Source organism: Tardiphaga sp. 42S5 (assembly GCF_034044155.1).
Lineage (GTDB): Bacteria > Pseudomonadota > Alphaproteobacteria > Rhizobiales > Xanthobacteraceae > Tardiphaga > Tardiphaga robiniae.
The window spans coordinates 2,173,712-2,194,540 of sequence record NZ_CP139027.1 but is presented as its reverse complement, the minus strand read 5'-3'; the positions used below and the strand labels follow the sequence as shown (position 1 = coordinate 2,194,540).

Here is a 20,829-nt window from a genome sequence, read left to right as displayed (position 1 = left end):
GATTCCGGGTTCGCGCCGTCCCGCTTCGCGGATCGACGCGCCCCGGAATGACAGCAATGGTCGCGGAACCTTCGTCATGCCTCCCCGTTCAATTTCAAATGCCGGCCGCGATACCATTTCAGACATCTGCCGGCGCAGAACGAGGCTTTCAATATGTCACCGCTCGCAAGCGCCCTGCTACAAACAGGGCTGGCGCTCAAGCTCAATCAGGTCAAGCGCGCCACGTCGTCCTATGTCCGTGACCGCAGTGAGCAGACCCAGGGCATCGCGGTCTCTTATGCGGTCGCTGCCGGACTTTATGCTGCCGCAGGCGTCTTTCTGATCGCCACCTTGCTGGTGGGCGCCGCCGCGCTGTTTCGCTGGGTCGAATTGCGCTATGGCCTGTTTCAGGCATTTGGCGCAACCGGCGGACTGCTGCTGGTGCTCGCTGCGCTCTTCGCCATCCTCGCGGCGAGTCGCTTGAAGCGCCCCACGAAACAGTTTCCGAGTCTGGGCAGCCGACTGCGCGTCGCGATCAATGCGAGCCCCGGCAAGCATGAGCAGGTCACATCGGCCGCACCGCATCGCGCGGCCGCACCCAATGAATTCAGGCCGAGCACGCGCCCAGCTCAGCCCCTGCCAAACAATGGCCCCGTCAAAGCCGGCCTCGTTCTGGCCGCGACGCTTGCCGGCTGGGCTTTCGCCCGGCGCCGCAGCCTTGCGCAGCCAGCCCCTGCCCGCAGACCCGCGAGCAAAGCGAACGCCTGATGGCCGTCCGCCGATCCGATACGGACGGTCTGCTGCTTGTCGCAGCGACGACCTTTGCCGTGCTCGCGTTGCAGAGCTTTTTCTCGACACGCAATACCGAGAGGTCCGTGGCGGATGACTCGCAACCGATCGGCGAGACGGACATCCCGCCGCCCCAGACATTCACCCGCGAACTCGCCCAATCCGGCCGCGGCCGCCATTCGTCCAGTCCGCTGCAGATTCCATGGACCGGCTGGAAGGACGTGCTGTGGCGGACCTATGAGCAAATCAATGAGGACCGGTTGCTGGCGATTGCGGCCGGGGTCGTGTTCTTCGGCCTGCTCGCCGTGTTTCCGGCCATCACCGCACTGGTCTCCTGCTACGGGCTGTTCGCCGATGCCTCGACGATCTCCGACAATCTGCAGACGCTGGCGCTGATGCTGCCGGACGGCTCGTTCCAGATCGTGCAGGATCAGATCGCGCGCGTGCTCGCCAATGGCCAGGCCAAACTCGGCCTCACCTTCTTGTTCGGCCTTGCGCTGGCGCTGTGGAGCGCCAATGCCGGCGTAAAGGCCGTGATCGATGCGCTCAATGTCGTCTATGGCGAGCGCGAGAAGCGCAGCTTCATCAAGCTCAATATGCTCTCGCTCACTTTCACCGCCGGTGCCATCGCCGCGCTCCTTCTTATGGTGAGCGCCGTCGTTGCGCTGCCGCTGACGCTGGACCGGATCGGTCTCGCCACCGACAGCAAGACGATCATCAGCCTCTCCCGCTGGCCACTTCTGCTGCTCGTGGTCGTGCTGGCACTCGGCATCCTCTACCGCTTCGGTCCGAGCCGCCCCGGCGCGCGCTGGGAATGGCTCAGCATCGGCACCCTCGTCGCCGCCTTGCTCTGGCTGACCGGCTCGGCCCTGCTGTCTTGGTACCTGTCGAATTTCGGCAATTACAGCGTCACTTACGGCTCGCTCGGCGCCGCCATCGGCCTGATGATGTGGATGTGGATGTCCGCGATCATCGTTCTGTGCGGGGCCGAACTGAATTCCGAGATCGAACACCAGACCGCCGTGGATACCACCGTCGGACCTGGACGGCCGATGGGCGCGCGCGGCGCCGCCATGGCCGATACGCTGGGCCGCGCCAGCACCTGAGGTGCAAAAGCACCAGTGGGCAAGTTCTCCCGGCCCTGCTTTCCGAATCAACAATAATGCTAAGGTTGGCCGGGTACTTAGCGCCGGGAGCGCTCGCGGCCGGACCTTTGTCGTGCCGTGCAGGAGTTTGGATTTGAGGATGTTGCGCGCGTTATGATCCGCATCTCCACGATTTTTGTCGGCATTTGCATGGTGCTGGTCTCAGCCTCGCTTGGCCTGGTGCTATATGCGATCGCCGGCATCAGCGGCTACGAATCTGCCATCGTCGCACTGACTGCGCTCACCGTGATGATCCTCTACAACGCGGTGTCGATGCGCATCAAAGACCGCACCGAATCCACCGGCCAGATCACCGATCTGTCGCGCGGCACCGCCGACCTTGCCCGGCAGGTCGCCGAATTCGGCCGCCGCCTCGCCGTGGTCGAGAGCAAGATCGCATCCGCCGGCACAGCCAATCAGGACCGTATCCAGACCGTCGCCGGCGAGATCGGCGAATTGGGCGCGCTGGTGAAGCAACTCGCCACATCGGTCGCCACCCACGAAGACATGCTGACAGCGATGCCTGCGCCGGCGACTGTTTCGGCGGCGATCGCGCCGCCATCGCCACCGGTCAAACCCGCGACCGCTGCCGATATCCCGCTCGCCGTCGAAGTCGCCGAGGACACCGTGACGCCGACGGCACCTGCGATCATCGTCAGGCCGGAGGCAGCGCCGGCGCGCGACAATGCGCAGTTCACCGCCATGGTGAAGGATGCCATCGCCGACAATCGTATCGACATCTATCTGCAGCCGATGGTCACGCTGCCGCAGCGCAAGGTGCGCTTCTACGAGGCGATGACGCGGCTGCGCGACGACAAGGATCAGGTGATCACCGCCGACGAGTTCATCGGTCCCGCAGAAGCCGCCGGCCTGATGGGCCAGATCGACCACATCGTGCTGCTGCGCTGCATGCAGGTGCTGCGCCGCCTGATGGTGCGCAACAAGGATGTCGGCGTGTTCTGCAACATGGCTGGCGCGACCCTGTCGAATGCCGAGACCTTCGCGCAATGCATCGACTTCCTCGAAGCCAATCGCGCGCTCGCTCCGTCCTTCGTGCTGGAATTCAAGCAGAACGTGTTCCGCAATCTCGGCCCGATCGAGAGCGAGCATCTCGCCGCCCTCGCCCAGCGCGGCTACCGCTTCTCCATCGATCACGTCACGGATTTGCGGATCGAGCCGCGCGACCTCGCCGATCACGGCGTGCGCTTTATCAAGGTACCGGCAGCACTCCTGCTCGACCCCAAGCAGACGTCGAATTCCGACATTCATCCCGCCGATCTCTCCGACCTGCTCGGCCGCTTCGGAATCGATCTGATCGCCGAGCGAATCGAGGGCGAACGGGCCGTGGTCGACCTGCTCGACTTCGACGTCCGGTTCGGGCAAGGCTTCCTGTTCGCGGCGCCCCGCCCGCTCCGGCCGGAAACGCCGGCCAATGGCGGTGCGCCAAATCCCGCTATCAAGGAACCCGCCAGGGCATCTACGGACCCCAATGGCCCAGTGAGATCCGCCCCAACCACGCCTCCGCGGCCTGAGCCGCCGCGCTCCACCGGCAATGCCGCGCTGGCACGCCGCGCCACCGGCCCGAACTGAACGGCCCTCAATCCAATGACCACACTACGTTTCGCCGAGCGCTTGCGCGACCTCACCGGACATGTCGACGTCGTCCTCAGCGACATCTGGGGCGTCGTCCATAACGGCCTCGAATCTTTCCCCGAAGCCTGCGAGGCGTTGCATACGTTTCGCGCCAAGGGCGGCACGGTGATCATGATCACCAATGCGCCGCGCCCCGCCGACTCCGTGCAGCGGCAGCTCCGGAAGCTCGGCGTCGCTGACGACACCTATGACGCCATCGTCTCGTCCGGCGACCTCACGCGCAATTTCGTCGCGGGCCGGCCGGGTCAGGCGATGTATCTGATCGGGCCGGATCGCGACAGTTCGATCCATCGCGGCCTCGATGTGAAGCTCACCCAGCTCGAACAGGCCGACTACATCGTCTGCAGCGGATTGTTCGACGACGAGACCGAATCCGCCGACGACTATCGCGACATGATGAGCCAGGCGCTGGCGCGCAAGCTGACGCTCGTATGCGCCAATCCCGACATCATCGTCGAGCGCGGTGACCGCTTGATCTATTGCGCCGGTGCGGTCGCCGAACTCTATCGCGAGATGGGCGGCGAGGTGATCTTCTACGGCAAGCCGCATCGGCCGATCTACGATCAGGCCATGGCGCTGGCCAAGGCGAAGCGCGGCAAGGACACGGCGCTGGATCGCGTGCTGGCGATCGGCGATTCCGTGCGCACCGACCTCACCGGCGCGCATGCCTATGGCATCGACCTGCTGTTCGTCACCCGCGGCATCCATGCCGGCGATTTCGAAGGCATCGAACAGATGGGCGCCTCGGAAGTGAAGGAACTGTTCGGCCATCCACCGAAGGCGCTGATGCGCGAATTGAAGTGGTGAGCTGAAACATAGAATGGGATGACGCTCTCGGTCGTCATGGCCGGATGGCGCGAAGCGAGCTTCGCAATAATCCCAGGCTTCTCCCCACGTCATGGCCGGGCTTGACCCGGCCATCCACCTTGTCTTGTGCGACGGTGTGCGGGCCAAGCTGGATCCCCGGGTCAAGCCCGGGGATGACACCTGTAGGTGCGGCGCCTCCATCGCAGATTCAAATTTCAAACAGCCACCGCTCTTCAGACATGCGTCATCGCCCCCATTATTTGCGGCGCGGGGGCGCCGTCGTCCTTTGCATTCCCTGCCCCCTGTGAGAGGGCGTGCGGAACGCCGGGTGCCCGTTGCACCCTTGGGCCTGATGCGATGCGGTCTTCCGCAATTTAGAGTGCATCACGACTTTCGGAGGCGCCGAGCAAGTGCCCGACGTTCCGCCTGCGGTGTTTTTTCGGTTGCTTGCACTTTGCCTCGACGAACGCTCCGATCGCGAATTAAAGTCCCAAGGCGATGGGAAGGGAGCCTCAAGCGACTGAGCCGAACGCGTTTTGACTTGGTCGTCCGTCACACTGTCCAGGGGTCTTTCCATCCGAAGGTCGGCCGTCTCCTTGCCAGTGGCAGTGCTGGCGCAGATCCGTCCTGCCCGAAGACAGACGTCACCCATGAACCGCGTAACGCCGCATCTCCGGCGTCCACCGCATCCCACCCCGCGAACGTGACGATCGCGATCGCCCCTCTCGATGGGGCAGGACGAAGGGGAATATAAACCTGATAGGGATGCTGTCAATGAGAGATAGGAAAAAATGTTCGGGTACCCTACACTGTCATTCCGGGGCGCGAGGAGGCGCCGAAGGCGGCGTATCGCGAACCCGGAATCCCGACATGTTCAGCGCAAAACACTCTGAGATTCCGGGTTCGCACTTCAGCGGCTCTGCCGCTTGCGTGCGCCCCGGAATGACGAGTGTGGATCGAGATTCCCCGCCACTCGAATTGGAGTGGCTGAAGTTCGCCTGCGCGTGACGTCGTCGCATTCCAACGCCCCGGAATGACCGGGCGAGCCGAAACGCAAAATGCCCGGCACGAGGCCGGGCATTGCGAAACTCAAAAGCTCTGACGAAAGAAGTTCGTCGGTTACGCCGGGACGGTGTCCGGGAACACGGCTTCGATCTTGGTCTTCAGCGTCGCCGCGTTGAACGGCTTGACGATGTAGTTGTTCACGCCGGCCTTCTTGGCGGCAATCACGTTCTCGGTCTTGGATTCTGCCGTGATCATGATGAACGGGGTCTGCGACAGGTTCGGGTCGGCGCGGACTTCCTTGAGCAGGTCGTAGCCCGTCATCGGCTCCATGTTCCAGTCGGAAATCACCAGGCCATACTTCTTGGTACGCATCTTTTCCAGCGCCATCGAACCATCGCTGGCATCGTCGATGTGTTCGAAACCAAGCTGCTTCAGAAGATTGCGAATGATGCGGATCATGGTGTTGTAATCGTCCACCACCAGCACCGTCATCGACAAATCAACCGCCATCTTCATTCCCCCTGAGGCACGATACGCAAATGCAAAAAATGATATTTGCCGTCAGGCAAACCGTTCCAACCGGGATTGGCGAGTATTGCTGTCCGCGGCCCGGAGCCAGAATTAGCAGGGTGGGTTAAATTTCCAGTTAACCGCCCCATGGCGCGAAATTCGTCAAATTCGAGAAGAAAGCCGATTTTACCTTCGCTTGACTTCGACGTGGTGGGCGCGCCACGGTCCCTCACCCGCCAAAACCACCAACGAATCCAATCATGACGACTGCTTTCAGCGTGATCCGCGACACAACGCCCGCCAATGCCATCCCGCGCGGATGCGTCGTGGCAATGGGTAATTTCGACGGCGTCCATCTCGGCCACCGCGCCGTCATCGGTGCTGCGTTACGCATGGCGGAACTGCATAAAACAAGCGCTTTGGCGGTGACCTTCGAGCCGCATCCGCGCAGTTTCTTCAGCCCGAACACGCCGCAGTTCCGGCTCTCCGACGAAGCCGCCAAGCTGCGCCTGCTGGCGGGAACCGGCCTCGCCGGCGCCGTCGTGATGACCTTCGACAAGGGACGCGCCAGCACCACGGCGCAAGACTTCATTCACCACGATCTCATTGAGCGTCTCGGCATCAGCGGCATCGCCGTCGGCTACGACTTTCATTTCGGCAAAGGCCGCGTCGGTTCGCCCAGCCTGCTGGCCAACGAAGCGCCGCGCCTCGGCATCGAGGTCGACATCCAGCCGCATGTCGATATCGATGAGCGCCCGGTGTCTTCGACGGCCATCCGCATGGCCTTGGCCGAGGGCCAGGTGACCGAGGCCACGGAGATGCTGAACGGGCCGTGGTTCATCACCGGCGAAGTGATCCACGGCAAGAAGCTCGGCCGCGACCTTGGCTATCCCACCGCCAATATCCGCCTGAATAACAATTGCGGCCTCAAGCACGGCATCTACGCCGTGCGGGTCGGCCGCGGAAACGAGCGCTTCGACGGCGTTGCATCCTTTGGCCGCCGCCCGACCTTCGATAACGGCGCGCCTTTGCTCGAAGTCTTCCTGTTCGACTTCAAGGGCGACCTTTACGGCCAGGCACTGGACGTCGCCTTCATTGCCTTCATCCGCGATGAAATGAAATTCGAGGGCATCGAACCCCTGATCCGCCAGATGGACGACGACAGCGCCAGGGCGCGGGCCGCGCTGGCGGCTGCGCCGGATGCGTTTCCGAAACTGGGAGACATCGACTGACCAGGACCGAAAAGCATAAAATGCTCGCCGGCGAACTCTATCGCCCCGGCAGCCCCGAACTGGTCGCTGACGAGAAGGCCAACAAGGCCTGGCTCGCGAAATACAACGCGCAGCTGGACCGGCCTGTCGCCGAACGACGGACACTGCTTGCCGAGCATTTCGGCAGAGTCGGCGCCGACTGCGTGATCCGACCGCCGTTCTTCTGCGACTACGGCTACAACATCCATCTCGGCGACAACGTTTTCCTGAATTTCAACTGCGTGATCCTGGACATCGTCGCGGTCTCCATCGGCGACCGGACGCAAATCGGCCCGGCCGTGCAGATCTACGCTGCCGACCATCCGCGGGACGCAGAAACGAGGCGCAGCGGGCTGGAATTCGGCCGGCCGGTCAAAATCGGTGCCGATGTCTGGATCGGCGGCGGGGCCATTATCGTGCCCGGTGTCACCATCGGTGACGGCGCCGTGATCGGAGCCGGCAGTGTCGTGACCCGGGACGTTCCGGACGGCGCCACCGTGGCCGGCAATCCGGCCCGGGTGATTGGCAAACGGGGCTAATCCGACCCTTTGCGATCGTCTCCCCGGCTGCTATTGAGTGCCGGATGTCTGCACGGCGCCCCATCATAAGCATTATCGGCCCGGCTTCCGCCTGAGCTTCGCTCGGCGCAAGACCGGGACCGTCCAGTTTCATCGCGTTTTCACGCGTTTCAGCGCCATTCGAGCAAGCCAGAGCCATTATGTCCGACAAGCCCGCCAAATCTGATACCCACGACTATTCCAAGACCCTCTATTTGCCGCAGACCGAATTTCCGATGCGCGCCGGTCTGCCGACCAGCGAGCCGAAAATGCTGGCGCGCTGGAACGAGATCGACCTCTACGGCAAGCTGCGCGAGACCGCCAAGGGCAAGCCGAAATTCGTGCTGCATGACGGCCCGCCCTACGCCAATGGCAACATCCATATCGGGCATGCGCTCAACAAGATCCTCAAGGACGTGGTGACCAAGAGCCAGCAGATGCTGGGCTTCGACAGCAACTACGTGCCGGGCTGGGACTGTCACGGCCTGCCGATCGAGTGGAAGATCGAGGAAGAGAACTACCGCTCCAAGGGCAAGGTCAAGCCGAACTTCAAGGACGGCGCGGCGATGATCGCGTTCCGCCAGGAATGCCGTGCCTATGCCAACAAGTGGCTCGACATCCAGCGCGAGGAATTCAAGCGACTCGGCATCATCGGCGACTGGGCCGGCCGCTACGCCACCATGGACTATTTCGCCGAAGCGCAGATCGCCCGCGAGCTGATGAAGTTCGCGGCCAACGGCACGCTGTATCGCGGATCGAAGCCTGTGATGTGGAGCGTGGTCGAGAAGACCGCGCTGGCCGAAGCGGAAGTCGAATATGAGGACTACACGTCGGATGCGGTATGGGTGAAATTCCCGGTCGCCGCCGAATTCGGCCGGCTCGCCAAGGCCGCGGTGGTGATCTGGACCACCACGCCCTGGACGCTGCCGGCCAACCGCGCCATCTCGTTCTCCAGCAAGATCGCCTATGGCCTCTATGAGGTCACCGAGGCGCCGGAGGATAACTGGCTGAAGACCGGCGACCTGCTGATCCTCGCCGACGCGCTGGCCGAAAGCGTGTTCAAGCAGGCGCGCGTGACGTCCTGGAAGAAGAGCAGCGAGCTGTCCTCCGACATCCTCGAGGATCTGGAATGCCGTCATCCGCTCAAGGGTCTCGCCGGCGGCTATGACTTCATCGTACCGCTGCTCGACGGCGATCACGTCACCGACGATACCGGCACCGGCTTCGTGCATACCGCGCCAAGCCATGGCCGCGACGACTTTGATATCTGGACGTCGAATGGCCGCCAGCTCACCGAGCGCGGCATCGCGACGACGATCCCCTACACCGTCGATGAGAACGGCGCGCTGACCGAACAGGCGCCGGGCTTCGCTGGCACCCGCGTAATCAACGACAAGGGCGAGAAGGGCGACGCCAACGAGGCCGTCATCAAGGCGCTGGTCGAGCGCGGCATGCTGGTGGCGCGTGCGCGCCTGAAGCATCAGTATCCGCATTCCTGGCGCTCGAAGAAGCCGGTCATCTATCGCAACACGCCGCAATGGTTCATCGCGATGGACAAGGACATTTTGGAAGTGAACGCTCCCGGCAAGCCGGGAGCTATGGCGGACGACGGCAAGGCGAAGCCCGGCGACACGCTGCGTCACCGTGCCCTCGAAGCCATCAAGGTCACGCAATGGGTGCCGGCCACCGGCCAGAACCGCATCAACGGCATGATCAACACCAAGCCCGACTGGGTGATCTCGCGCCAGCGCGCCTGGGGCGTGCCGATCGCGGTATTCGTGCGCGAGAAAGGCGACGGCTCCGCAGAGATCCTGCAGGACGAGGCCGTCAACAAGCGCATTTCCGACGCCTTCGAGAAGGAAGGCGCCGACGCGTGGTATGCCGAAGGCGCGCGTGAACATTTCCTCGGCTCGCTTGCCAATGAGGAGTGGAAGAAGGTCGACGACATCTGCGATGTCTGGTTCGACTCGGGCTCCACACACGCCTTCGTGCTCGAAGACCCCGTGCACTTCCCCGGCCTTGCCGGCATCAAGCGCAAGGTTGAGGGCGGTGCGGACACCGTCATGTATCTGGAAGGCTCCGACCAGCATCGCGGCTGGTTCCAGTCGTCACTGCTGGAGAGCAGCGGTACCCGCGGCCGCGCACCGTTCGACGTCGTGCTGACCCACGGCTTCACGCTCGACGAAAACGGCCGCAAGATGTCGAAATCGATCGGCAACACCATCGAGCCGCAGAAGATCATCAAGGACTCCGGCGCCGACATCCTGCGCCTGTGGGTGTGCGCCACCGATTATGCCGACGACCAGCGCATCGGCCCGGAGATCATCAAGAACACCATCGAGACCTATCGCAAGCTGCGCAACAGCGTGCGCTGGATGCTCGGCAGCCTCGCGCATTTCCACGACGAGGAGCGTGTCAGGGCCGACGACATGCCGGAGCTCGAGCGGCTGATGCTGCATCGTCTCTCGGAAGTCGATGCGGTGGTGCGGCAGGCCTATGTCGATTTCGACTACAAGACGGTGGTGGCCACGCTCGCCGCCTTCATGAACACCGAACTGTCGGCCTTCTATTTCGACATCCGCAAGGACACGCTGTATTGCGACGCGCCGTCGTCGGTGACACGCAAGGCGTCGCTGACCGTGATCGATTACCTGTTCCGTTCGATCGTGACCTGGTTCGCACCCATTCTGAGCTTCACCGCCGAGGAAGCATGGCTGTCGCGCTATGGCAGCGGCTCCGCGTCGGTGCATCTCGAAACGTTCCAGAAGACGCTGCCGGCATGGCGTAACGAGGCGCTCGCCGCGAAGTGGGAGACCATCCGCAATGTGCGCCGCGTTGTCACCGGCGCGCTGGAAGTCGAGCGCGCCGCCAAGAACATCGGCTCGTCGCTGGAAGCCTCGCCGCTGATCCATGTCACCGACAAGGCGATCTTCGCCATTCTGGCCGACGTCGATCTGGCCGAAATCTGCATCACCTCGAATGCGATGCTGACCAATGCCGAAGCGCCCGCAGGCGCCTTCGCGCTGAACGACGTGCCCGGCGTAGCCGTTGTGGTCGAAAAGGCTGTCGGCACCAAATGTGCGCGGTCGTGGAAGATCCTGCCGACGGTCGGTGAGGACAAGGAGTATCCCGACGTCACCCCGCGCGATGCGCAGGCGCTGCGGGAATGGAAGGCGCTGGGAGTGGCTGTTTGAAACCAGCCGTCCGCTCCGGGCTGATCGCAGCCATCGCCGTCCTGATCCTCGATCAGGCGACGAAGCTGTGGCTGCTCTATGGCTTCGATCTCGGCCATCGCGGCCTGGTCAGGATCACGCCGTTCTTCGATCTCGTCCTGGCCTGGAATACCGGCATCAGCTACGGCTGGTTCTCCGATTCCGGCCCCACCGGTCAGGTCGTGCTGGTGGCCATCAAGGCGATCGCGGTGGTGGCGCTGGCCGTCTGGATGGCGAAATCGGAGACCAGACTGGCCACGATCGGGCTGGGACTGATCATCGGGGGCGCGATCGGCAATGCCATCGACCGGTTCGCCTATGGCGCCGTGGTCGATTTCGCCCTCCTGCACGTGGAAATCGCCGGCAAGACCTACAACTGGTACGTGTTTAACCTTGCCGATGTCGCCATTGTTGCCGGTGTAGCGGCCCTGCTGTATGACTCTTTCTTCACGGTACCCGCCGCAAAAGCGCCCTGATCCCAGCCGATACGCAAGGCCAAGGGCGATACCAGCGGAACCGCACCAGGATTCTTCGGATTCTTGCCGATCCGCCAGATATTTGAACAGGATGAACACGATGCGCGAGACCGAAACCGGTTGGGCTCTGCACACTTCATCGGGCGCCTGGATGCGCGCCCTGCGCCTCACCGCCGTTGCCCTCAGCGTTGGTCTCGTGATGTCCGCAGGCGCCGCACGCGCCCAGGATGCCGAGGAAGAAGACCAGCCGTTCGAGCAGAAGGTTATCAAGCAGATCATGACCGGTCTCGGCGGTACCAACATGGAAAACACCGGGATCGATTATCGTGAGCGCTCGCCGCTGGTGGTGCCGCCGAAGATCGACCTGCCGCCACCGGATGCCAAGGGCCCCGCGCCTGTCGCGAACTGGCCGAAGGATCCCGACGTGCAGCAGCGCCGCGCAGCCGCCGCCAACGCCAAGACCGGACGTCCGGAAGAAGTGCTGGAAGCCGCGCGCCCGTTGACCCCGCGCGAGATGGCGCCAAAGCGCGCACGTGGCGCCTCGTCCGCCGTGGACAATTCCTCGCCAGGCGATCCGAACAAGAACATCGTGCTGAGCCCGAAGCAGCTCGGCTATGAAGGCGGACTGTTCAAGAACATGTTCGGCAGCAACAAGGGTGAGACCGCCGAATTCAAGGGCGAGCCGACACGCGAGTCGCTGACCCAGCCGCCAGCCGGTTACCAGACGCCTGCCTCGGGCTATGCCTATGGCACCGGGCCGAAGGAAACCATGAAGAACGATTACAACATCAACCCGATGACGGGTAAGTTCTGATCGCAGCGCTCCCTTTGCGCCGCCATTCCAAAGACGTCCTTTCACTGCGATCAGCCTGCACGCGCGGATATGTCCCGCGCGATGGCTTGGTCACGCCTTTTCCCATGCTTTGGAGCTGCTAGCCCCGCCATGACCTCTTCATTCCGACTTGCCGTACGATCCGTCGCAGTCGTCGCTTTGCTGCTGGCTCCCGCCCTCGCCATATCGGGCGCCCGCGCGCAGACGGTGACGGCGAAGCCGCCAACCACGTTCAAGCTCGATAACGGCATGCAGGTCGTGGTGATCGAGGATCACCGCACGCCCGTGGTCACCCAGATGATCTGGTACAAGGTCGGCTCCGCCGACGAGACGCCGGGCAAGTCAGGCTTGGCGCATTTCCTCGAACATCTGATGTTCAAGGGCACAGCGAAACATCCGGTCGGTGAATTCTCGCAGACCGTGCAGCGCGTCGGCGGCGAGGAGAACGCTTTCACCTCGACCGACTATACCGGCTACTACCAGCGCATCAGCAAGGACCAGCTCGGCAAGATGATGGAATTCGAGGCCGATCGCATGACCGGCCTGGTGCTGAAGGACGAGAACGTGCTGCCCGAGCGCGACGTCGTGCTGGAAGAATACAACATGCGCGTCGCCAACAGCCCGGATGCAAGGCTGTCCGAGCAGATCATGGCCGCGCTCTATCTCAACCATCCCTATGGCCGCCCGATCATCGGCTGGCATCAGGAAATCGAGAAGCTCGACCGCGAGGATGCGCTCGCCTTCTACAAGCGCTTCTACGCTCCCAACAATGCGACGCTGATCATTGCCGGCGATGTCGACCCGCAGGAGATCCGCCCGATGGTGGAGCGCACCTATGGCGTGGTCCCGGCGCAGCCGGCGATCCCCGAACGCCGCATGCGCCCACAGGAGCCAACGCCCGCCGCGCCGCGCACGGTGACGCTCGCCGATCCGCGTGTCGAACAGACAAGCCTGCGCCGCTACTATCTGGTGCCATCGGCCACCACCGCTGCGGCCGGCGAGAGCCAGGCGCTCGATGTACTCGGCCAGTTGATCGGCGGCGGCGCGAACTCATATCTCTACCGCGCCCTCGTCATCGACAAGCAGCTCGCGATCAATGCCGGTGCCAGCTACCAGGGCACCGCGCTCGACAGCGCACAGTTCATGATTTCAGCCTCGCCGAAGCCGGGCGCCGAATTCGCCGATATCGAAAAGACCATCGACGCTGTCATCGCCGACCTCGCGACCAACCCGGTGCCGGCTGCCGACCTCGAACGCGTCAAGACGCAGCTTGTCGCCGAGGCCACCTATGCGCAGGACAGCCAGGCCTCACTGGCGCGCTGGTACGGCGCGGCACTCACCACGGGCCTCAGCGTCGAGGACATCCGTAGCTGGCCCGACCGCATTAAGGCGGTCACCGCCGAACAGGTGCGCGCAGCCGCGCAGACCTGGCTCGACAAGAAGCGCTCGGTCACCGGCTATCTGATCAAGGATACATCTGCGCCGAAGCGCGAGGAGAAGCGGTCGTGAGCATCATCTTCAACGCCGGCCGCCTCGGCATTGCCGTCGCCACCGCCTTCTCACTCGTCACACTGACGGTGACGCCATCTTTCGCCGCCGCCAAGGTGCAGCGGCTCGTGACGCCGGGCGGCATCGAAGCCTGGTTCGTGCAGGATGCAACCGTTCCCCTGATCGCGATGGAATATGCGTTCGGTGGCGGTGCGGCACAGGATCCGAAGGATAAATCCGGCACTGCCAACATGGTGGCCAGCCTGATGGACGAAGGCGCGGGCGATCTCGATTCCACGACCTTCCGCGATCGCATGGAACGCCGCGCCATCGAGCTCAACTTCAACGCCCAGCGCGATTACCTGCGTGGCTCGCTGCGCATGCTCAAGGAGCATCGCGACGAGGCATTCGACCTCGCCCGCCTCGCTTTGACGTCGCCACGCTTCGATGCCCCCGATGTCGAGCGCATCCGCGCGCAGATCATGTCCGGCCTGCGCCGCGAAACCTCGAACCCGAATTCGCTGGCGACGCGCAAGTTTCTGCAGGTGGCATTCGGCGACCATCCCTATAGCCGACCGTCCAACGGCAGCCTGACCGACGTGCCGACCATCAATGTCGATGACATCAAGGCCTACAAGCAACGCATCGTCGCGAAGGACACGCTGAAGATTGCCGTGGTCGGCGACGTCGATTCCGATACGCTCGCGACATTGCTGGACAAGACCTTCGGTGGCCTGCCCGCCAAGGCCACGCTGACGCCGATCCCGGAAGTCACAGCGGCCAAGCCGCCGCAGAAGGAATCCGTGACGCTGGACGTGCCGCAGACGGTCATCACCTTCGGCAGCCCCGGCGTCAAACGCGACGACCCGAACTTCATGGCTGCCTATATCGTCAATCACATCCTCGGCGGCGGCACGCTGTCGTCGCGGCTGTATCACGAAGTACGCGAGAAGCGCGGCCTGGTCTATTCCGTCAGTGGCTCGCTGCTGTGGATGCAGCATTCCGGCATCTATATCGGCAGCACCGCGACTCGCGCCGACCGCGCCACCGAGACGGTCGATACCGTGACCAGCGAAGTGAAACGCATGGCCGAGCAGGGTCCGACCCAGCGCGAGCTGGATGAGGCCAAGTCCTATCTCAAGGGTTCGCAGATGCTGGCGCTCGACACCTCGTCGAAACTGGCCGGCGCACTGCTGCAATACCAGCTCGACAGACTGCCGATTGATTACATCGAGAAGCGCAATGCCGTGGTCGATGCCGTGACGCTGGACCAGGCCAAGGCGGCGGCGAAGAAGCTGTGGGCGGATGGCCTGCTGACCGTCGTCGTCGGACGCGCGCCGCAGGCGGCCGCAGCGCCGGTAGCCCCGGCGCCTAAGGCCAACTGAGGCGCCGACGTGCGGATCGCGGTGATCGGTGCCGGCGCGGTTGGCTGCTACTACGGCGCCAAGCTGCTGCGCGCCGGCCATGACGTGACATTGGTCGGACGCCAGATCCATGTCGATGCCATCAATGCACGCGGCCTTCGGTTCGAGAGCGCCGAGTTCGACGGGTTCATTCCGGCGAAGGCGGTGACGCAGAGCACCGATCTCGCGCCGCCGGACCTCGTTCTGTTCGCCGTGAAGTCTGGCGATACCGACAGTTCGGCAGCCGCGCTCAAACCTGTGCTCAAAGCCAATTCCATCGTGCTGAGCCTGCAGAACGGCGTGGACAATCCGCAGCGCCTGCGCGCCATCCTCAGCCAGCCGGTGATCGCTGCAGCGGTCTATGTGGCCGCCGAGATGCCGGGTCCAGGCCACATCAAGCACAACGGACGCGGCGAACTGATCATTGGCGCATCGCCCGAAAGCGAAAGGCTGGCGAAGCTGCTGTCCGATGCGGGCGTGCCGACCACCGTCGCCAGCGATATCGACACGGTGCAGTGGTCGAAGCTCATCAACAACTGCGCCTATAATGCATTATCGGCCGTGGCTGGCATCGCCTATGGCGACATGTTCAAGGTCCAGGGCGTGCCTGACATCGTCACCAATGCCGTCGTGGAATGCATGGCGGTGGCGCGCGCCTGCGGCGTGTCGCTGCCCGCCGACCTCCTGGACAAGACCCTCGCCCTCGCCGCCAGCATGCCGCTCCAGCAATCCTCGACATCGCAGGATCTCGCGCGTGGCAAGCCGTCGGAGATCGACTTCCTCAACGGCTTCATTGTCCGCAAGGGCCGGGAGCATGGGATTCCGACGCCGACGAACCATGCGCTGCAGGTCATGGTGAAGCTGGTCGAACGCAGCGGATCGCGGCGGTCCTAGCGGCGCTTCACTGGCTTCGGTGGATCCCAGAGCCGGAAGCCGCCTTTGAACGCATTCGCGTTGTCGCCGCGCCGGGTCTTGTGCGGGAGTTTGTCGAGCATCTCCACATTGCCACCGCCGAGCACCGTATAGTCGGGCTCCAGCGCAGCCGTCAGATCAGCAACGACATCAGCCACGCGCTGCCGCCACTTCTTCTTGCCCAGCTGCTTCAGGCCGGCTGCGCCGACATAATCCTCGAATGTCTTGTGACGATAGGGCAGATGACCGAGCTCCATCGGCTCGGACAGACCATCGATGATCATGGCCGCACCCAGTCCGGTGCCGAGGCCGAGAAACAGCATCCGGCCGCCATCATAGCTGCCGACCGCTTGCATCATGGCGTCGTTCACAAGCTTCGTGGGCTTGCGGAATGCCCGTTCGAAATCGAAACCCTTCCAGCCCGTGCCGAGATTGTGTGGCTCCTTGAGCGGACGATTGCCGGCCACCGGGCCGGGATAGCCGGCTGAGACGACGTCATAGCGCCAGTCTTTGGTCAGCGCCTTGACCTTGCGCACCATTTCCTTCGCGGACAGGTCCGGACCGGATTCGAATTCGCGTTTGATCCCTTCACGGCTGGTCATCACCTTCACATGGGTACCGCCGATATCGATGGTGAGAATATTGCGGGGGGTCTTGGTCATGAGACGTCCGGATTGACTGATGGTGCAACGATAAGCCTCGGCAGGGCGCCAGTTCCAGCATTGCCGTTATGTCCCGGGCATATCTTTGCGATCTGCGATCAAGCGCACGGGGCACCAAGCAAAACGCGGTATCCTGTGCTACGGAGACAGAATGCTGCTCCGGATCACGCGCTCCATTGCCATCGACGAAGACGATATTGATATCGTCTTCGTCCGCGCGTCCGGACCTGGCGGGCAGAACGTCAACAAGGTCTCCACCGCCGCGCAATTGCGCTTCGACAGCCGCAAGCTGGCGCTGCCGGAGGACACCGCGATCCGCCTGCGCACCCTCGCCGGCCAGCGCATGACCAAGGACGGCGTGATCGTGATCCACGCCCAGCGCTTCCGCACCCAGGAGCGCAACAAGGCCGACGCCATCGAGCGGCTGGTCGAACTGATGCAGGAAGCCGCCTTCCGGCAAGCGCCGCGGCGGGCCACCAAGCCCACGCTCGGCTCAAAAATGCGCCGCCTCGACGGCAAGAAGCGCCGCAGCGACGTCAAGGCCGGCCGCGGCGGCCGCTTCGACGACTGAGCGGCGCCCCACACAACAAGCCAGACCACTTTTTCCAGGAATTTCCCGATGGCCAAACCCGTTCATTCCATGATCCGCGTGCTCGACGAAGTACGCGCACTGGATTTCTACAAACGCGCTTTCGGGCTCGAGATTGCCGAGCGCATCGCATTTCCTGACTTTGCGCTGATCTATCTGCGCCATCCCTCCTCGCCCTTCGAGCTCGAACTGACGGTGAATTTCGATCGAACCGAGCCTTATGTGCTGGGCGACGGTTACGGCCATCTCGCGGTTGTCGTGGACGACGTGGCGGCGGAACATGCCCGCTTCGGGCGCGAACATCTCGCCCCCGGACCGCTGCGCGACTTCAAGCATGAGGGCCGCACGCTGGCGCAATTCTTCTTCGCCACCGACCCCGACGGCTACAAGATCGAGGTGATCCAGAAAGGCGGCCGATTCGCTTAAAGCGTTTTCGAGCGAAGTGGATACCGGTTCGCGTCCAGAAAACGCGTCAAAACAAAAAGCCAGAACCGGGGAAAAGCGGGCTGCGGCGGGGACATCGGGCGCCCGGGGCCATAGAATGGCGCTTGAGGTTCCCTACATAATCCCGACCCATCACCACGCCCCGAGATCCATGCCCGTTCGCCAGCTCCCAGAAACCATCGTCAACCGCATCGCCGCCGGCGAGGTGGTGGAGCGGCCGGCCAGCGTGGTGAAGGAGCTGGTGGAGAATGCCATCGATGCCGGCGCCTCCCGGGTCGAGATCTTCACCGATGGCGGCGGACGGCGAAAGATTGCCATCACCGACGACGGCGGCGGCATGACCCATGCCGATCTCACGCTTGCCGTGGATCGCCACGCCACCTCGAAGCTCGATGACGAGGACCTGCTGCAGATCCGCACGCTTGGCTTTCGCGGCGAGGCGCTGCCCTCCATCGGGTCTGTCGCGCGGCTGAGCATCACCACACGCCACGCGTCGGAACCGCATGCCTGGTCGCGTACCGTCGATGGCGGCGAGAAATCGCCGATCGCGCCCGCCGCGCTGTCGCAGGGCACCCGCGTTGAGGTCAGCGATCTGTTCTACGCGACGCCTGCCCGGCTGAAATTTCTCAAGACCGACCGCACCGAAGCCGAAGCGATCCGCGAAGTCGTCCGCCGCCTCGCAATGGCGCGGCCGGATATCGCCTTCACCATGGCCGGCGAAGAACGCGCACCGGTGACATGGGCGGCGGCCCTGCCCGGTCCGGCCGGACAGTTGACGCGGCTTGGCGATATTCTCGGACCCGAGTTTCGTCTCAGCGCCATTGAAGTTCGCAGCGAACGCGAAGGCGTGGTGGTTGAAGGTTTCGCCGCGGCGCCATCGCTGACCCGCGCCAATGCGCTTGGACAGTATCTGTTCGTCAATGGCCGTCCGGTCCGCGACAAGCTGATCATCGGCGCGGTGCGCGCGGCCTATTCCGATTATTTGCCGCGCGACCGCCATCCGATCGTCGCGCTGTTCGTCACGCTCGACCCGCAGGAGGTCGATGCCAATGTGCATCCGGCCAAGACCGAAGTGCGTTTCCGCAATGCCGGGCTGGTGCGCGGGCTGATCGTGCATGCTTTGAAAGAAGGCCTGGCTCGCGAAGGACGCCGCACCGCGGCCAATAGCGACGGCGCCGTGCTGGACTCGTTCCGCCCCAACTTCGCCCCGAATTTTGCGCCGCGCCCGAATGCGAACTGGGACTGGCAGCGCTCGCCGGCCTATCCGGTCAATCCAATGCCGGGCTTCGATGGTTCGGCGGCGTTTGCCGAACGCAGCCAGGCGGCATTCGATGTCGGCACGCCCACGGCCGATGTGCGTTTTGAAGAGACGCCGCAGACCGATCTGGTCGACCGGCCGCTCGGTGCCGCGCGTGCGCAGGTGCATGAGAACTACATCATCGCGCAGACCCGCGACGGCATGATCGTGGTCGATCAGCACGCCGCGCATGAACGTATCGTCTATGAGCGGCTGAAGGCATCGCTGGCCTCCAATGGCGTGCAGCGACAGATCCTGCTGATCCCCGAGATCGTCGAAATGGACGAGGCCATCGTGGAGAAACTGTTCGATCGCGCCGAGGAACTCGCAAGCTATGGCCTCGCCATCGACAGTTTCGGCCCCGGCGCCATCGCCGTGCGCGAGACGCCGTCGCTGCTCGGCAAGACCAATGCGGCATCGCTGCTGCGCGATCTCGCCGAACACATGGCCGAGTGGGACGAAGCCCTGCCGCTGGAGCGCCGGCTGCTGCATGTGGCCGCGACCATGGCCTGCCACGGCTCGGTGCGCTCAGGCCGACGGCTGCGGCCTGAGGAAATGAACGCGCTGCTGCGCGAGATGGAAGACACGCCGAATTCCGGCCAGTGCAATCACGGCCGGCCGACTTATGTCGAGCTGAAGCTCAGCGATATCGAGAAGCTGTTCGGGCGACGATAGACCCCTCAGCCGTCATTGCGAGCGCAGCGAAGCAATCCAGAGCCGCAAGCGAAGACTGGATTGCTTCGTCGCTTCGCTCCTCGCAATGACGTGGACGGGCTGGCGCTCGACTCACGTATATTTCGGATCGCGTTCCAACAGCTCGATCGACACGCCCTGCGGCGCGCGAATGAAGCAGATGCGCAGGCCGGGCTTCAGCGTATGCGGCTCCTTGGTGAACTCCACGCCCTTGGCCTTCAGCGAGGCAGCCACCGCATCGATGTCCTTCACCTTCAGGCCGAAATGGTCGAGGCCCTGATAGGGCGTGACCGGCGGCGGGTTGACGCCCATCTCCGGCGTCACAGGTGCCAGGAAGATCATGCCGCCGCCGAGCCTGATATCGATGCGGCCAGGCGCGCGCAGGATCTCGGCACCGAGCATATCGGCAAACCACTGCGCGGTCGCTTCGGTGTCCGGCGTGCGGATATGGACGTGATCCCAAGTGTATTCGATCGCAGACATCGGCGGCTCCTTTTGACGTCTTCTTACAAAGATCGCAGAAACGTAAACTCGGTATCGTCATAGGCACGGCGCTCGAGTTCTTCGAATCCGTCGGGTGCCGTAAAGGCAGCATCCTTCGCCTCTTCCACCACCAGCAGAGCACCCGGCGTCAGCCAGCCACCATCGCGCAGCGAGGCCAGCGCCTTATCGGCAAGCTTCATGCGATAGGGTGGATCGAGGAACACCAGCGAGAACGGCTCAACCGGATGGGCGGGGCCGAGATCGGCGGCATCGCGGCGATAGACTTTCGTGACACCGCCGAGACCGAGCGCCTCGACATTGTTGCGGAGCAGCGCGCGCGCCTCGGAGCCGTTATCGACGAACAGCGTGAACTTGGCGCCGCGCGACACCGCCTCGATGCCGAGCGCACCAGTGCCGGCAAACAGATCGAGCACGCGCGCGTCCGCGATCGGACTCTCGTAAGCGTGGATCAGGATGTTGAATAACGACTCGCGCAGTCGATCCGCCGTGGGGCGGATCGACTGCGTCGTGGGCGACGCGATGTTGCGGCCCTTCAGCCGGCCACCGACGACACGCATCAGATGCCTCGCAATGAATACTGCGCCGCTGCCGCGGGCGCTGTGAACTCCCCTCCCCCTTGCGG

Annotated in this window: 19 protein-coding genes; 15 read left to right on the top strand and 4 right to left on the bottom strand. The window is 63.5% G+C overall.

The window, feature by feature from the left end; translation table 11 throughout:
- The first annotated feature begins 153 nt into the window (after positions 1 to 153).
- The 4 genes from SFY93_RS10200 (at position 154) to SFY93_RS10185 (ending at position 4,373) form a co-directional block, all read left to right on the top strand.
- Positions 154 to 747 (top strand): phage holin family protein, encoded by a 594-nt coding sequence (locus SFY93_RS10200; protein WP_320446995.1) that lies wholly within the window; start codon positions 154 to 156, stop codon positions 745 to 747.
- Complete coding sequence (locus tag SFY93_RS10195; protein ID WP_320446994.1) at positions 747 to 1,874, top strand: YihY/virulence factor BrkB family protein; 1,128 nt, start codon at positions 747 to 749, stop codon at positions 1,872 to 1,874. Before SFY93_RS10200 ends, SFY93_RS10195 begins: the two co-directional genes overlap by 1 nt.
- A 153-nt stretch (positions 1,875 to 2,027) precedes the next feature.
- Complete coding sequence (locus tag SFY93_RS10190) at positions 2,028 to 3,503, top strand: EAL domain-containing protein (protein ID WP_320446993.1); 1,476 nt, start codon at positions 2,028 to 2,030, stop codon at positions 3,501 to 3,503.
- A 15-nt stretch (positions 3,504 to 3,518) separates the two neighbouring features.
- Entirely contained in the window at positions 3,519 to 4,373 is an 855-nt protein-coding gene (locus SFY93_RS10185; RefSeq protein ID WP_320446992.1) for a TIGR01459 family HAD-type hydrolase, read from the top strand.
- A 1,119-nt stretch (positions 4,374 to 5,492) separates the two neighbouring features.
- On the opposite strand, the gene SFY93_RS10180 is transcribed toward SFY93_RS10185, so the two are convergent.
- Positions 5,493 to 5,888 carry a response regulator gene (locus SFY93_RS10180; RefSeq protein ID WP_089263591.1) on the bottom strand — a complete coding sequence of 132 codons (396 nt, stop codon included), beginning with the start codon at positions 5,886 to 5,888 and terminating at the stop codon, positions 5,493 to 5,495.
- A gap of 260 nt (positions 5,889 to 6,148) precedes the next feature.
- Here SFY93_RS10180 and SFY93_RS10175 point away from each other — a divergent pair, with 260 nt between their 5' ends.
- From SFY93_RS10175 to SFY93_RS10140, 8 genes are all read left to right on the top strand, one after another.
- Positions 6,149 to 7,120: a bifunctional riboflavin kinase/FAD synthetase gene (locus tag SFY93_RS10175; protein ID WP_320446991.1), complete on the top strand. Its 972-nt coding sequence runs from the start codon at positions 6,149 to 6,151 to the stop codon at positions 7,118 to 7,120.
- Entirely contained in the window at positions 7,117 to 7,677 is a 561-nt protein-coding gene (locus tag SFY93_RS10170) for a sugar O-acetyltransferase (RefSeq protein WP_320447739.1), read from the top strand. The genes SFY93_RS10175 and SFY93_RS10170 overlap by 4 nt, the downstream gene beginning before the upstream one ends.
- Positions 7,678 to 7,856: 179 nt before the next feature.
- On the top strand, positions 7,857 to 10,889 hold the full coding sequence (gene ileS / locus SFY93_RS10165; protein WP_320446990.1) for an isoleucine--tRNA ligase: 3,033 nt from the start codon (positions 7,857 to 7,859) through the stop codon (positions 10,887 to 10,889).
- A complete protein-coding gene (lspA, locus tag SFY93_RS10160) occupies positions 10,862 to 11,383 on the top strand; it encodes a signal peptidase II (protein WP_320446989.1) in 522 nt (173 codons plus the stop codon). Before ileS ends, lspA begins: the two co-directional genes overlap by 28 nt.
- A gap of 100 nt (positions 11,384 to 11,483) precedes the next feature.
- A complete protein-coding gene (locus SFY93_RS10155; RefSeq protein WP_089263592.1) occupies positions 11,484 to 12,197 on the top strand; it encodes a hypothetical protein in 714 nt (237 codons plus the stop codon).
- Positions 12,198 to 12,326: 129 nt separating this feature from the next.
- Positions 12,327 to 13,724, top strand: coding sequence for a M16 family metallopeptidase (locus SFY93_RS10150; RefSeq protein ID WP_320446988.1), 1,398 nt, complete (start codon positions 12,327 to 12,329; stop codon positions 13,722 to 13,724).
- 29 nt (positions 13,725 to 13,753) lie between these two features.
- Entirely contained in the window at positions 13,754 to 15,088 is a 1,335-nt protein-coding gene (locus tag SFY93_RS10145) for a M16 family metallopeptidase (RefSeq protein ID WP_414717139.1), read from the top strand.
- Between the two features lie 9 nt (positions 15,089 to 15,097).
- A complete protein-coding gene (locus tag SFY93_RS10140; RefSeq protein WP_320446987.1) occupies positions 15,098 to 16,000 on the top strand; it encodes a ketopantoate reductase family protein in 903 nt (300 codons plus the stop codon).
- On the opposite strand, the gene SFY93_RS10135 is transcribed toward SFY93_RS10140, so the two are convergent.
- A complete protein-coding gene (locus SFY93_RS10135; RefSeq protein WP_320446986.1) occupies positions 15,997 to 16,680 on the bottom strand; it encodes an ROK family protein in 684 nt (227 codons plus the stop codon). The two genes, SFY93_RS10140 and SFY93_RS10135, sit on opposite strands and share 4 nt — an antisense overlap.
- A gap of 154 nt (positions 16,681 to 16,834) precedes the next feature.
- Here SFY93_RS10135 and arfB point away from each other — a divergent pair, with 154 nt between their 5' ends.
- The 3 genes from arfB (at position 16,835) to mutL (ending at position 19,685) form a co-directional block, all read left to right on the top strand.
- A complete protein-coding gene (arfB, locus tag SFY93_RS10130; protein WP_089263593.1) occupies positions 16,835 to 17,251 on the top strand; it encodes an alternative ribosome rescue aminoacyl-tRNA hydrolase ArfB in 417 nt (138 codons plus the stop codon).
- Between the two features lie 48 nt (positions 17,252 to 17,299).
- On the top strand, positions 17,300 to 17,695 hold the full coding sequence (locus SFY93_RS10125) for a VOC family protein (RefSeq protein ID WP_320446985.1): 396 nt from the start codon (positions 17,300 to 17,302) through the stop codon (positions 17,693 to 17,695).
- A gap of 169 nt (positions 17,696 to 17,864) precedes the next feature.
- The gene (gene mutL / locus SFY93_RS10120) at positions 17,865 to 19,685 is read left to right on the top strand and encodes a DNA mismatch repair endonuclease MutL (protein ID WP_320446984.1); all 1,821 of its coding nucleotides are present in this window, start codon (positions 17,865 to 17,867) and stop codon (positions 19,683 to 19,685) included.
- 111 nt (positions 19,686 to 19,796) lie between these two features.
- Here mutL and SFY93_RS10115 read toward each other — a convergent pair whose 3' ends face one another.
- Positions 19,797 to 20,186, bottom strand: coding sequence for a VOC family protein (locus tag SFY93_RS10115; protein WP_089261869.1), 390 nt, complete (start codon positions 20,184 to 20,186; stop codon positions 19,797 to 19,799).
- 23 nt (positions 20,187 to 20,209) lie between these two features.
- Positions 20,210 to 20,764 carry a 16S rRNA (guanine(966)-N(2))-methyltransferase RsmD gene (rsmD, locus tag SFY93_RS10110; RefSeq protein ID WP_320446983.1) on the bottom strand — a complete coding sequence of 185 codons (555 nt, stop codon included), beginning with the start codon at positions 20,762 to 20,764 and terminating at the stop codon, positions 20,210 to 20,212.
- Positions 20,765 to 20,829: the final 65 nt, after the last annotated feature.

Bases quoted from the DNA above. Each gene is read 5' to 3' on its own strand.
- SFY93_RS10200 (WP_320446995.1), top strand. From the start codon at position 154: ATGTCACCGCTCGCAAGCGCCCTGCTACAAACAGGGCTGGCGCTCAAG.
- SFY93_RS10195 (WP_320446994.1), top strand. From the start codon at position 747: ATGGCCGTCCGCCGATCCGATACGGACGGTCTGCTGCTTGTCGCAGCG.
- SFY93_RS10190 (WP_320446993.1), top strand. From the start codon at position 2,028: ATGATCCGCATCTCCACGATTTTTGTCGGCATTTGCATGGTGCTGGTC.
- SFY93_RS10185 (WP_320446992.1), top strand. From the start codon at position 3,519: ATGACCACACTACGTTTCGCCGAGCGCTTGCGCGACCTCACCGGACAT.
- SFY93_RS10180 (WP_089263591.1), bottom strand. From the start codon at position 5,888: ATGGCGGTTGATTTGTCGATGACGGTGCTGGTGGTGGACGATTACAAC.
- SFY93_RS10175 (WP_320446991.1), top strand. From the start codon at position 6,149: ATGACGACTGCTTTCAGCGTGATCCGCGACACAACGCCCGCCAATGCC.
- ileS (WP_320446990.1), top strand. From the start codon at position 7,857: ATGTCCGACAAGCCCGCCAAATCTGATACCCACGACTATTCCAAGACC.
- lspA (WP_320446989.1), top strand. From the start codon at position 10,862: ATGGAAGGCGCTGGGAGTGGCTGTTTGAAACCAGCCGTCCGCTCCGGG.
- SFY93_RS10155 (WP_089263592.1), top strand. From the start codon at position 11,484: ATGCGCGAGACCGAAACCGGTTGGGCTCTGCACACTTCATCGGGCGCC.
- SFY93_RS10150 (WP_320446988.1), top strand. From the start codon at position 12,327: ATGACCTCTTCATTCCGACTTGCCGTACGATCCGTCGCAGTCGTCGCT.
- SFY93_RS10135 (WP_320446986.1), bottom strand. From the start codon at position 16,680: ATGACCAAGACCCCCCGCAATATTCTCACCATCGATATCGGCGGTACC.
- SFY93_RS10125 (WP_320446985.1), top strand. From the start codon at position 17,300: ATGGCCAAACCCGTTCATTCCATGATCCGCGTGCTCGACGAAGTACGC.
- mutL (WP_320446984.1), top strand. From the start codon at position 17,865: ATGCCCGTTCGCCAGCTCCCAGAAACCATCGTCAACCGCATCGCCGCC.
- SFY93_RS10115 (WP_089261869.1), bottom strand. From the start codon at position 20,186: ATGTCTGCGATCGAATACACTTGGGATCACGTCCATATCCGCACGCCG.
- rsmD (WP_320446983.1), bottom strand. From the start codon at position 20,764: ATGCGTGTCGTCGGTGGCCGGCTGAAGGGCCGCAACATCGCGTCGCCC.